Annotated in this window: 12 protein-coding genes and 1 pseudogene; 5 read left to right on the forward strand and 8 right to left on the reverse strand. The window is 65.4% G+C overall.

Annotation, left to right across the window (positions count from 1 at the left end; translation table 11 throughout):
- Positions 1-224 precede the first annotated feature (224 nt).
- The 5 genes from LL962_RS12265 (at position 225) to LL962_RS12285 (ending at position 5,244) form a co-directional block, all read left to right on the forward strand.
- The gene (locus LL962_RS12265) at positions 225-929 is read left to right on the forward strand and encodes a 2OG-Fe(II) oxygenase (RefSeq protein ID WP_104588246.1); all 705 of its coding nucleotides are present in this window, start codon (positions 225-227) and stop codon (positions 927-929) included.
- 190 nt (positions 930-1,119) lie between these two features.
- Positions 1,120-2,250: a PA0069 family radical SAM protein gene (locus LL962_RS12270; RefSeq protein WP_228317086.1), complete on the forward strand. Its 1,131-nt coding sequence runs from the start codon at positions 1,120-1,122 to the stop codon at positions 2,248-2,250.
- Between the two features lie 307 nt (positions 2,251-2,557).
- Positions 2,558-4,018, forward strand: a complete 1,461-nt coding sequence (gene cls / locus LL962_RS12275) for a cardiolipin synthase (RefSeq protein ID WP_228317087.1) — start codon at positions 2,558-2,560, stop codon at positions 4,016-4,018.
- Positions 4,019-4,198: 180 nt separating this feature from the next.
- Positions 4,199-4,468, forward strand: coding sequence for a hypothetical protein (locus LL962_RS12280; protein ID WP_104588191.1), 270 nt, complete (start codon positions 4,199-4,201; stop codon positions 4,466-4,468).
- Positions 4,469-4,476: 8 nt separating this feature from the next.
- Positions 4,477-5,244, forward strand: coding sequence for a pyridoxine 5'-phosphate synthase (locus tag LL962_RS12285; RefSeq protein ID WP_228317088.1), 768 nt, complete (start codon positions 4,477-4,479; stop codon positions 5,242-5,244).
- Positions 5,245-5,638: 394 nt separating this feature from the next.
- On the opposite strand, the pseudogene LL962_RS12290 reads toward LL962_RS12285, so the two are convergent.
- The 8 genes and pseudogenes from LL962_RS12290 to LL962_RS12325 form a co-directional block, all read right to left on the reverse strand.
- A pseudogene (locus LL962_RS12290) lies at positions 5,639-6,045 on the reverse strand (ExbD/TolR family protein).
- Between the two features lie 411 nt (positions 6,046-6,456).
- Positions 6,457-6,867, reverse strand: a complete 411-nt coding sequence (locus tag LL962_RS12295) for an ExbD/TolR family protein (protein ID WP_104588194.1) — start codon at positions 6,865-6,867, stop codon at positions 6,457-6,459.
- Between the two features lie 3 nt (positions 6,868-6,870).
- Positions 6,871-7,296 carry an ExbD/TolR family protein gene (locus LL962_RS12300; RefSeq protein WP_104588195.1) on the reverse strand — a complete coding sequence of 142 codons (426 nt, stop codon included), beginning with the start codon at positions 7,294-7,296 and terminating at the stop codon, positions 6,871-6,873.
- Positions 7,297-7,342: 46 nt separating this feature from the next.
- Complete coding sequence (exbB, locus tag LL962_RS12305; RefSeq protein WP_104588196.1) at positions 7,343-8,104, reverse strand: TonB-system energizer ExbB; 762 nt, start codon at positions 8,102-8,104, stop codon at positions 7,343-7,345.
- Positions 8,105-8,189: 85 nt separating this feature from the next.
- Positions 8,190-8,861: an energy transducer TonB gene (locus LL962_RS12310; protein ID WP_104588197.1), complete on the reverse strand. Its 672-nt coding sequence runs from the start codon at positions 8,859-8,861 to the stop codon at positions 8,190-8,192.
- A 152-nt stretch (positions 8,862-9,013) separates the two neighbouring features.
- Positions 9,014-10,210 carry a tetratricopeptide repeat protein gene (locus LL962_RS12315; protein ID WP_104588198.1) on the reverse strand — a complete coding sequence of 399 codons (1,197 nt, stop codon included), beginning with the start codon at positions 10,208-10,210 and terminating at the stop codon, positions 9,014-9,016.
- 280 nt (positions 10,211-10,490) lie between these two features.
- Positions 10,491-11,297, reverse strand: coding sequence for a M48 family metallopeptidase (locus LL962_RS12320; protein WP_228317089.1), 807 nt, complete (start codon positions 11,295-11,297; stop codon positions 10,491-10,493).
- Between the two features lie 182 nt (positions 11,298-11,479).
- Positions 11,480-12,316: a CPBP family intramembrane glutamic endopeptidase gene (locus LL962_RS12325; protein ID WP_228317090.1), complete on the reverse strand. Its 837-nt coding sequence runs from the start codon at positions 12,314-12,316 to the stop codon at positions 11,480-11,482.
- Between the last annotated feature and the right edge of the window lie 4 nt (positions 12,317-12,320).

Consider the following 12,320-nt stretch of genomic DNA (forward strand, 5'->3'; position numbering starts at 1 on the left):
AGCCATCCGTCTGCCGCTGCGTCTGCAGCTCACGACCTGGCCGACGCCGCAGCGGCGCATCGCGCTACCGGGCGAGGCCTGCAGCCACCCTCCGCGTGAAGCGAACGCCGCTCGCCACAGCCCACCGCAGCACGATGCACCGTCACCAAGGCCGCAGGCGTCGACGCCTGCGGCATCGCGAGCGGGCTGTGCAGCCTGCACGGCGGATTGCTATGGTCGTGCGCATGAGCCAGACCGACTTCATCCAGATCACCGACAACGCGCTCTCGGCCGCCGACTGCGCAGCGATCGTGCAGCGCATGCGCGACAGCCAGCAGTTGCACCCGGGCCGCGTGGGCGGCGGCGTGTTTCCCGAACTCAAACACAGCCGCGATCTGCGCATCAGCGGTATCGCCGACTGGGCGGCGGTGGAGGGCCGCATCCAGCAGGCGGTGTTCGAAGGCGTGTTGACCTACCTGCGGCAATACCCACAGGCGCTGATCTCGCCGTTGATGCTGCAGGTCACCACCGCCGACGGGACACCGCACCGGCTGGTGGCCGAGGACATCGCAGGGATGAGCGACCAGGCGCTGGGCGATCTGGCGCGCACCTGTCTGCGCCCGGGCGCGATCAATCTGCAGTGGTACCTCGCCGACCAGGGCGGCTACCCGTACTGGCATTGCGAGCTGTATCCGCGCGATGCCAGTGCCGAGACGCTGCATCGGCATCTGCTGTGGACGCTGTACCTCAACGACGACTTCCAACAGGGCGAAACCGAATTCCTGTTCCAGCAGCGCAAGGCCGTCCCGCGCACCGGCAGCCTGCTGATCGCGCCTACCGCCTTCACCCACACCCACCGCGGCAACCGTCCGGTCGGCGGCGACAAGTTCATCGCGACCAGCTGGATCCTGTTTCAGTCGGCGCAGGCGTTGTATGGGGCGGGGCCGTGATTCGGGAGCCGGGATTGGGGATTGGTAGGAGCGGGTTGATCGGCGTTTTGTAGGTTACGGCTTGGTTGCCGATCCGGGTGGGCGGTGCGCTCGAGGGCGGGGGGCGACCTGTTGGGCGGCGTAGGCCACTCCGCTTGACCGGGGCAGTGTCCTGCTTGCGATGCGGGTCGTTAGCATTAATACTAACGATATGCGTAGCAGGAACTTCCAAACGGGCGCGAGCGATGGGGCCGATCGGGATGTCCGCAGCTCGCGCACGGTCATCAAGGGGCGCGGCACCACCGCCTACGTGCCCGGTCGCTTCGCGGTCACCACCGCCGTCGAGATAGACGATGGCTGGGGCGCGCTCGATGCCGATGGCGAGACCGCCATTGTCCCCAAGACCGTGGTGACAGAGGAAATCGCGCGCAGCATCATCAGCCGCAACTCCTCGCCCGACATCGGGTTCTCGCAGTCGGTCAATCCCTACCGCGGGTGTGAGCACGGCTGCGTGTACTGCTTTGCCCGGCCGTCGCATGCCTATCTGGATCTGTCGCCGGGCCTGGACTTCGAAACGCGGATCTTCGCCAAGCCGAACGCCGCAGCGCTGTTGCGTGCAGAGATCGCGCGCCCGTCCTACCAGTGCTCGCCCATTGCGCTGGGGATCAACACCGACGCCTACCAGCCCACAGAGCGGCGCCACGGCATTTCCCGGCAATGCCTGGAGGTGCTGGCGCAGGCCCGGCATCCTGTCAGCTTCGTCACCAAGGCGGCGTTGATCGAACGCGATATCGACGTGCTGGCCGAGATGGCGCAGCACAACCTGGTGTCGGTGTACTTTTCCGTCACCACGCTCGACAACCGCCTTGCCGCGAAGATGGAGCCGCGCGCCGCGGCGCCGCATGCACGGCTGCGGGCGATGCGCACGTTGCATGCCGCTGGGGTACCGGTGGGCGTGCTGGTCGCGCCGGTGATCCCGATGATCAACGACAGGGAAATCGAACATATCCTGGAAGCAGCCAAAGCCCACGGCGCGTGTTCGGCGGGATACGTGTTGCTACGCCTGCCGCACGAGCTGACGCAACTGTGGCGCGAGTGGCTCGAACTGCATTATCCCGACCGCGCCAGGCATGTGATGAGCCTGATCCAGCAGATGCGTGGCGGCAAGGACTACGACAGCAGTTTCGGCAAGCGCATGGTCGGCGAAGGCCCCTTCGCACAGCTGCTTTCACAGCGATTTTCGGTTGCGTATCGACGCTTCGGATTCGGGCGAATGCCACGGCTCGATACCACGCAGTTCCGTCCGCCCAGACCGGACACGCCACAACTGGACCTGTTCTGATCCCGCGGGTTGCGATCTTGCTCACCCGCGCCGTGGTGCCAACGCCGGCATCGGCTCCGAAGCGCACGCGCGCCCCGTTCGGCTGTCGGCGCGTGGTGCGCGGTCGCCAACAGGAACAGCGCAGCAACGGCCACGTCGAATGACAGGCTGGTGCCGTTGAACGGTTGCAGCACGCTGTCGGCGATTGCCGCAGGTCCGATCGCGCCGGCACGTTGGTCGTCCGCACCGGCGCGCATGTGTTTGAAGGCAGATGCGCTGGTCAAGCCCTGATCATCGCAAGCCGGCGTGCGCCCCGTAGAATCCGTGCATGCTTGCACTTGCTCAGGGCGCGTGGGATTGGCTGGCCAGCCTTCCCCACCTCGAAGCGCTTCTCGTGGCCGCCTATGTGCTGTACCTGCTGTGGATCGCCGCCTGGATCGTGCTGCAGAAGCGCGAGCCGGTGGCCACGCTGAGCTGGGTGCTGTCGCTGGCGGCGCTGCCCTATCTCGGCCTGCTGATCTACTACTGGCTGGGGCCGCAGAAGGTCAAACGGCAGCGCTTGCGCCGCGGTCGCTCACGCTCGGGCATGGAGAGCTACAGCAGCGTGTGTCCGCCCGACGCCGATTGCACCGAGCTGGCCAAGATCGCCCAGTCCACCACCGGCCTGGCGCCGAGCAGTGCCACCGAGGTGCACTGGCTGGTGGACGGCGCGGCGACGTATGCCGCCATCATCGAAGCGATCCGCGGCGCACGCGACCATATCCATCTGGAGTACTACATCTTCCAGCCGGACCACAGCGGCACCGCGATCTGCGATGCCTTGATGGAACGCGCCCGCGCCGGCGTGAAGGTCCGCCTGCTGATGGATGCGATCGGCTCGTCGGCGATGCCCCGGCGCGTCCTGCGCACGCTGCGCGAAGCGGGCGTGGAAACTGCCTGGTTCCATCCCTCCCAGTTCCTCAAGCCGTTCAAGCGGCCGTGGCTCAATCTGCGCACCCACCGCAAGCTGGTGGTGGTCGATGGGCGGGTCGGCTTCACCGGCGGCATCAATGTCACCGACGAAGAAAACGAACAGGTGCGGCCCGACGCCTATCGCGACCTGCATGTGCGGCTGCAAGGGCATGTGGTGCGCAGCCTGCAGCTGGTATTCCTGGAAGACTGGCTCTACGCCACCGGCCAGGGCCGCGCGGCCTTCCACGGGCAGCAGCTCTGGCCCGGGGACGTGCCGAGCCGTGCGCAGGGCACGGTCGATGCGCAGGTGCTGGTCTCCGGGCCTGATTCTTCGTGGGAGTCCATCCACCGCCTCATGGTGGCCACGATTCACGAGGCCAGGCACCGGGTCTGGCTGGTCACCCCGTACTTCGTCCCCGGTGAGGCCGCGCGGATGGCGCTGACCTCGGCCGCACTGGGTGGGCTGGACGTGCGCCTGCTGGTGCCGCGCATCAGCGATTCGCGTCTGGTGACGTATGCGGCGCGCTCGTACTTCGACGAACTGCTCGAGGCCGGTGTGCGCATCTACGAATACGGCCCGCGCATGTTGCACACCAAGGCACTGCTGGCCGACGACGATGTCTGCATCGTCGGCAGCGCAAATTTCGATAGCCGCAGCTTCCGTCTGAACTTCGAGCTGTCGATGCTGTTCCGCGATCAGACAGTGGCCGCCGAACTGGCCGGCATGATCGATGTCGACCTGCAGGATGCGCAGGAAGTGCGCTTCATCCGCCAGCGCCCGTTGTGGCGCTCACGCCTGCCCGAAGCCTTCGCAAGATTGCTGTCGCCGCTGCTGTGAGGTGACTGCGGATACCGCCGCGCGGCTGGCAGCCAGGCGTAGGCGGTATCTGCATGCCATCGGCTTCCATGTCGCAACGGCGGGCTGGCCCGGCTCGCCGCGCGCGCCCATCCGTCGCCGCCCACGTGGAACCGCATCCGGCGCGGCGCTACACTGCGGCCACTCAACGGGGAGCTCGTCATGCACTGGCTGTTTCTGCTTATGGCACTGGGGGCGCTGGTGCTGGCGTTCAGCACGCCGCATATGTGGCTGTTGATCGCATCGTTGCTGGCGGCGCTGGTGCTGTTGCTGCTGTGGACGCGCGGCTGGTTCGCCTCGCGCATGGGCGAGAGCCAGCGCGATACCAGCAGCATGATCGACCCGGCCGAGCTGCGCCGCCTGCGCGAGCTGGCCGAGGCCCGCAAGGCCGCGGCGCTGGCAGCTGCCCGCGATGGCGAACCGCAGGCCTGAATGCACTCGTGACCACCCAGCTCAGCGTCAACGTCAACAAGATCGCGGTCCTGCGTAACTCGCGCGGCGGGCACGACCCGGACGTCGTGCAGGCCGCGCGCGCCTGCATCGCTGCCGGTGCACATGGCATCACCGTGCATCCGCGTCCGGACCAGCGACATATCCGCGCCGACGATGTGCTGGCGCTGAGCACGCTCACGCGCGAGCACGGTGTCGAGTTCAACATCGAAGGCAATCCGTTCGCGCCGCCACGTCCAGGCTACCCGGGGTTGCTGGAGCTGTGCCGCGCCACCCGTCCGCAGCAGGTCACCCTGGTACCGGACGGCGACGGTCAGCTCACCTCCGACCATGGCTTCGACTTCGCACAGGACACCGCCCGGCTGGGCGAGTTGATCGCCGTGTTCAAGGCGCTGGGCAGCCGCGTCAGCCTGTTCGTCGATGCCGGCAATGTGCAGATCGGCCAGGCAGCCGTCCTGGGAGCCGACCGCATCGAGTTGTACACCGGGCCCTATGCGCAGGCGCACGCAGACGGGCAGCCGGCCGATGCATTGGCGGAGTTCGCGCGTGCCGCCCGCAGCGCCGCGCAGCACGGACTGGGCGTCAACGCCGGGCATGACCTGTCGCAGGCCAACCTCGGCGACTTTCTCGCCCATGTCCCCGGAGTGCTGGAGGTCTCGATCGGCCACGCCTTGATCGGCGAAGCGCTGTATCAGGGGCTGGATGCCACGGTAAGCGCGTATGTGCAGCTCCTGCGCCAGACACGCACGCCGGCATAGCGCACGCTCCGCAGCCGATCGCGTGCTGGCTCGAAGACGCACGGGGTCTGAAGGGGACAGGCGCATCGTGAGCGGCATGCGCGCCAGCTGCGTTTCCATCGGCAGCTGCGTCTGCGAACGATGTGCAGCGGCGGACGCCGACCGGATACGCTGCCAGTCTGGTCACGCTGTGCATAGATGACCAGACCGGCGGTGCGAACGCAGCAACGTTCCCCAGCCTGCGAATGTATCGGCACTGCAACCCAACCGGCCTGCACCGCGCTGGACGAAAAGCCTGCGCTGTGCGGTCAGCGCGAGGCGATGCCGGCGGATCTGCGCGCGCTACCGCGGCGGCGCAAGACAGCTGGTCGACCGATCGGTTGTCGCAGCAGCGGCGCACACCATCGGCACAGCTTCACTGCACGACGGCGATGCGTTGAACCTGCGCATTCTTGGCCGCGGCGAGCACCTTGGCCAGTAGCGCGTATTCGGCATCCTGGCTGGCGGTGATGCGCAGCTCGGGCGGGTTGCCGGCGTTCTGGCGCATCTGTTCGCTCAGCCGCAGCTGCAGTTCTGCACGGGCATCGGGCTCGCGTTCCAGAACAGCTGGCCATCGGCTTCCAGGCGCAGTGCGATCGGTGCAGGTGGCTCCACCTGCGTGCGTGGTTGAGGGCTGCTCTGCGGCAGATCCAGCGTGAGCGTACGCGTCACCATCGGCGCGGTGACGATGAAGATGATCAACAACACCAACATGACATCCACCAAGGGCGTGACATTGATGTCCGCCAACGGTCCGCGATTACCCGCCGTGCCAAACGCCATGACTGCCTCCGATGCTGTGATGGTGGGTGTTGCATCACCGAGCATACGCCTGCCGCCGGAATAGGGAAGGGCTTCGGAGCGTGGCCAGCCCGGCGCCCTGGCGGGCCGATGGCCTCCCTGGCATCGATCAGCGTGCGCCAGGCTGCTGTGGCGGAATGCGGCACGAGATCCATCAGCAGGCGTCTACACACGCACCATCACCGTGGACGTCGACACGTGGCTGGCATCTGCGCTGCCTGATGCCAAGGCAGCGCTCGCAGCGCGCAAGCGCGTCGTCGTGCTCGTCCCTCATCGGCGCCGATGCGGCAGCGCCGGTCGCCCCAGCTGAAGCGCACGCAAAAAAAAACGCCACCGTTTCCGGTGGCGTTGCAGTCGCGTCATGACTGTGGTGTTGCGGTAACGCAGATACGTTTACTGCATGAAGCCGATTTTCTTCATCTGCGAGTTCTTCGCTGCGGCCAGTACCTTGGCCATCACTTCGTACTCGGCATCTTCGTTGGCATCGATGCGCAGCTCCGGCTGATTGGTCGGATCGGCCTGAACCACTTCCTCCATCTTCTGCTGCAGCTGCGAGACCGGGGTCGGACTGTTGTTCCAGAACACCTGGTTGCTCGCGTCGATGCGCAGTTCGATCGGCGGCGGCGGTTCGGTCGTCTGCGGTGGCGGGTTGAGCACCCGCTGCGGCAGATCCACGGCGATCGGGTAGGTCATGATCGGCGCGGTCACGATGAAGATGATCAGCAGCACCAACATCACGTCCACCAGGGGCGTGACGTTGATGTCGGCCATTGGGCCGCGGTTTCCACCGGTACTGAATGCCATGGCTTACTGCCCCTTCTCTTTGGTTGCAACGAAGCCGACGTCCAGCATGCCCTGACCCTGCGCGATCTTGGTGATCTCGTTGATCGTACGCATCTTGGTCGTGCGGTCGCCGCGCAGGTTGAGCGGCGGCTGCGGGGTCTGCTGTGCAGCGGTGGACAGGCGCGACTCCAGGGCTTCCTTGGAAATCGGCTCGTCGTTCCAGTACAGCGACCCGTCTTCCTTGACGGCAAGGGTGATCGGCGCAGAACGCTTCTCGGCCTCATCCGGATTCTGGATGAGGTTGGCCTCGGGCAGCTCCACCTTGACCTTGTGGGACATCAGCGGTGCCGTAATGATGAAGATGATCAGCAGCACCAACATCACGTCCACCAGGGGCGTCACGTTGATGTCGGCCATCGGGCCGCCGCTGTTTCCACTACTGAAGGCCATAACGGGCTCCGTCTAAATCGTTGCGAAGGCGTTCTTGGCGACCGGATCAGCGAACGCGCGAACCGGTGGCGAAGAAGTCGTGCAGGTCGTGAGCGAAAGTGTCGAACTTGGCGATCACCGAGCTGTTGACCTTGGAGAAGAAGTTGAACGCGAACACGGCCGGGATGGCGACGAACAGACCGATCGCGGTCATGATCAGCGCTTCACCCACCGGGCCGGCAACGGCGTCGATGGAGGCCGAACCGGTCGCACCGATCTTGATCAGCGCGCCGTAGATGCCCCACACGGTACCGAGCAGACCGACGAACGGCGCGGTCGCACCGACGGTGGCCAGCAGGGTCATGCCCGACTGCAGCTTGGTGCTTTCGCGGGTCACGGCCTGACGCAGGGCGCGGTCGACGAACTCCGAACGGCTCAGGCTCTCGCCCAGGCCACCGGTGTTGCCTTCGGCACGCTGGTGGTGAGCAGCAGCCTGCGCAGCGTCCAGTGCGATCTTGGAGAACGGCTCCGAAGCCGGCTGCTCTTCCATGGCGCGGATGGCGTCCTGTGCATTCGGGGCTTCCCAGAACGCGGTGGTCACGCGGTCAGCCGCGCTCTTCAGACGGGTGGCGCGGAAGATGTTGATGACGGTCCAGTACCAGGAGGCAGCGGACATGGCGACCAGGGTGATCAACACGACCCAGGACACGGCGAAGTCGCCGGGGCTGGAGGTCATTTCGGTGATCAAGTGCTCGAAGCCCATCTGCGACAGAGCGGCCGACGGATTGGAGCCCCCTGCAGCGGCGGCGATAAAGAATTCCTGCAGCATGACGCTTACCTTTGTTGTGTGTGGTGATGAAGGGTGGAGCGAAAGGAAGACAGGATCCTGGGCCGGCCGTGGCCGGCCCGTGGGATCAGTTCAGAGCAAAGTTGACCGGGACGCGGACGCGGCCGGCGGCTTTCTGCCCGTTGACGGTGGACGCGTTGAACTTCCACTTGCGTGCTGCGTCCATCGCGGCACGGTCAAGGTCGCGGTTGCGGCTGGACTTTTCGACCGACACGTTGGTCACGTTGCCGTTGGCATCCACATCCACGATCAGGATGACCTCGCCCTGGATACCGGCACGGAATGCAGCCGGCGGGTACTTCGGCGGGTTCATGTTCTTGGACGAGATATCGACACTGGCGCCGATGTCACTCGGCGGTTGCGGCGGAGCCGGCGGGCTCGGCGGCGTGACGATATCGCTCGGACGCGGTTCGGGAACATCGACGACCGGCGCTTCCGGCGGCGGCGGAACCGGTGACGGCTTCGGCGGCGACAGATTCTTGACCGGCGGTGGCGGCTTGTCTTCCGGCGGCGGCGGCGGCGGCGGCGGCGGGGGAGGAGGCGGTGCATCCACCAGGGTGACCATGGTGGTGCGCTCCTTCTCTGCCGGAGCCTTCGGCGCCACTGCAGGGATCAGCAACATCATCAGTGCAGTGAGGTGCAGGGCAATTACAAAAGCAATACCGATAATGCGGGCCCAGCTCAGACCCTGGTTCCCGGCATCATAGTCATGCCTGTGGATAACGAGTTGTTCCGTCATGCGCCAATGGCTCTTTCAGTGGGGGCCCGGATCACTGTGATGATCCCCAGGTTTTCGGACGGCTTTGACACCGCAGGAACTCCCAAGCTTATACCAATCCCGAGTCCTGTAACCACTAAAAACACAGGGATTTCGGGGGTTTATTTTTCTTTTTACTTCAGGTTGATGATCTTCTTGGCGTCTTCGGGCTTCTTGACACCTTTGGCGATTGCCTGCTGCGCGGCCTGCTTGGCCTCCGGAATGCGCCCTTCCGAATGCAGCACCTTGGCCAGATTCAGATAGGTCTCGCCGTCCTTGGACAGCGGAGCGGCCTTCTGCCAGTTTTCGATCGCCTTGGGCACGTCCTCGCTGTAGTAATACGACTGCGCCAGGGCGAGGTATGTCTGATAATCGGGCTTGAGGATGCCTTTTTGCATACCCTCGTTGATGACCGCGATGACGTCCTTTTCCTTGTTCTCGGTATTGGCGTAGATCGAGTACAGCTGCTTGTATTCCTTCTCTTCGGTCAACTGCCCCGATGCACGCAGCTTGTCCATGACGCCGGCCGCCTTGTCCATCTGATCCGCCTGCATGTACATGCTGGCCAGATTGAGCTGGGCCTTCTTGTCGTTCGGCGTCTTGGCTGCCAGCGCTTCGGCCGCAGCCACCGCTTCACCGGTCTGACCGGCTTCGGCGTAGGACGCCATCAACAACTGGTTCCAGGTGTCCTTGGGTTCGGGCGACGCGGCGATGGCCTGCTTCAGCACCGGAATCGCTTCCTTGTAGCGTTCTGCCTGATACAGCGCCTGGCCCTTGAGGATCAGGTCTTCCGGACGCTGCGACTTGCTCTCTTCCAGATACTTGTCCAGCGTGGCCAGGCCCTCGGCCTGCTGGTCGTCCTGCATCTGCAGCTGGGCCAGCATCAGCATCGACTGGAACTGGCCGTTGTTGTCCAGTGCGTTCAGGGCGATGGCCTGCTGCAGATAGGTCTTGGCAGCGGCAGTGTCGTCCAGGTTGTAGGCCGCTTGCGCAGCCAGCTGGCCGGCCAGCGCCTTGTCGGCCTCGTTAGCCGCGCTGTTGGCGAGGATCTCGTCGGCCTGCGTGCGTACCGCCGCGTAATCCTCGCCCTTGTTGAAGGTCTCGATCAGCTTCTGCAGCTTGCTGCTCAGCTTGGAGGACGGCTTGACCGTGGGCGCCTGGCGGGTCGACTGCGGATACAGTTCCTCAGCCTTGCCGCTGTTCTTGGACTTGCGGCTGGCGCGCTCGGAGGAACGATCCGACTGCGCCACCGCATCGGCGACGACAGCCCCACCCAGCGACGCGGCAATGAACAGGGACAACAAGGCTTGCTTGCGGTTGAGCAGTTTCATGATTCACCTCGGACGAGCCGCCGTCTGGCGGTACGAAAAGCGGAATGGAAGCTGTACGAAAAATCTGAGCCGGCAAACTTAGCAGAAAGTCCCAGTTCCCGAAAACGGTTTCCATGTTGTGGTGCGACAATCGAGCCGCGGACAGTTGTGGAGCAGGACTAACGGTCGCCGGCTTGGGGTCGGCGCGTGCGAGGTGATCCGGGCAGAACCGGTCCACGTCTCGGTTCGCCGGGGCTGACCTGGGCCGAATCGGTGACCGCAGCGCCGCCCGGCGCGGGACCTAGCCGCACCTGGGTTGCCGTCCTGCCTGGCGTGCCTGCTGGTACACCGGCTGAAGCTGGCCGACGTCGGCCTCCAGCTCGCGGATGCGGTTGGCGGGATCGGGGTGGGTGGACAGCCACTGCGGCTGGCGGTTGCCGCTGGCGGCCATCATGTTCTGCCACAGGGCCACCGCCTGCGCAGGATCGAACCCGGCCTGCGCCATCAGGCGCTGACCGACCACATCGGCCTCGCTTTCCTGGGTACGCGAGCCGGGCAGCAGGAACACTGTCTGAGCGGTCATTCCACCGACCTGGTTCACGGCGCTGGCCGCGCCTTCGCCGTAGGCCGCACCGGCCAGGGCGCCGATGATGCCCAGACCGGTCTGCGTGCCCAATTGCCGGGTGATGCGTTCTTCGTGGTGGCGCGAAATCACGTGGCCGATTTCGTGCCCGAGGACGGCAGCGAGTTGATCCTGGTTCTTGGCGACGGTGAAGATGCCGGTGTTCACCCCGACCTTGCCGCCGGGCAGGGCGAACGCATTGGCCTCGTTGTCGACGAATAGCGCGGTTTCCCAGTTGGTTTCGCGCCACTGCGGTGGCAACTGCGCGACCAGCGCATTGACCACGCATTGCACGTAGGCGTTCTGCTTGCTGTCGGTACTGACTTTTTCCTTGGCCTTGGTCTGCGCGAACGACTGCGCGCCGAGCTGGTCCAACTGTTCCTGCGACACGCCGCCCACCACCTGTCGGCGGCCGGTTGGCGAAGTGGTGGTGGCACATGCCGTCAGTGCGAGGACAGCGACAACGATCAACAGCCTAGATTTCATCAGATCCCCCTCTACCCGTTCGCTATTTTGGCAGGCCCGTCTTAACTTTTCGTCAAACGGGCCGAACCTGCGCGAAATCCCGGACGAGCGGTTGGCAATGGTCAGTGTGCACCGCCTGGACCGCTCCCCTGAGCGCAGCGGTGGCGCCGTGCAAACGGATAACTGCCGGCGGGCAGGGGGCTTCAGGCGCCGCCGAAGAAGTACAGCGCGACCAGGGCGGTGGCGTTGTTGATGCCATGGGCGGCGATCGGAGCCCATAGCGTGCCGGTCCGCCAGTACAGCCAGGCGAAGGCCGCGCCCATGCTGCCGTACACCAGCCACAGCTGGACGATGGCGGCCGGGCCGTTGCCGCTGATGCCGGGCACTTCATGTATCAATGCGAAGATCGCACCGCTCAGCACGATGCCCAACCATGGACGGCCGGCGGCCAACAGCCGGCCGAACAATACCCGCCGAAACAGCAGCTCTTCGTACGCCGGAGCGATCAGCACCGCAAACACGGCCAGCGCCCATGGCCATTGCTGGATGGCTTCCTCCATCAACGGAAGATTGGTCGGCACCGGTTTGATTCCCAGCGCCGAGGCCACGGCGCTGACCAGATTGCTGAGCAGGAACACGGCAGCGGCAATCAGCCCGGTCCAGGCCCAGGTGGAGACGCGCCGCGCGGCGCTGCGCGAGGCGGCCTGCTCGGCGGGGGTGGCGCGTCGGCGCCAGTAGTACAGCACCAGCGCTGGTGTGGCGGTGCTGACCAGCGCGACGAGCAGTTGCACCATGACCCCGGGCTGGCCGATTGCGGCCATGACCTCGGCGGGCGAGGGCGTCAGCCCCTGCGCCTTGGCGGCCTGCACATGCGCGATCCCGCGCAGTGCGCCCCATAGCGCGAAGCCGGCCACGCTCAGGGTCAGCAACAGCCCGATGGCGATCAGCACATCGACGCCAAAGCCGAGCAATACCGGGGCCAGCGGCCGCTTGCCGGCAACGCCGGGCGGCGCCGGCAAGGGAGAAGGTTCTGTGCTCATCGTC

The organism is Xanthomonas sp. NCPPB 1067, assembly GCF_020783795.1.
Taxonomy (GTDB): Bacteria; Pseudomonadota; Gammaproteobacteria; order Xanthomonadales; family Xanthomonadaceae; genus Xanthomonas; species Xanthomonas melonis.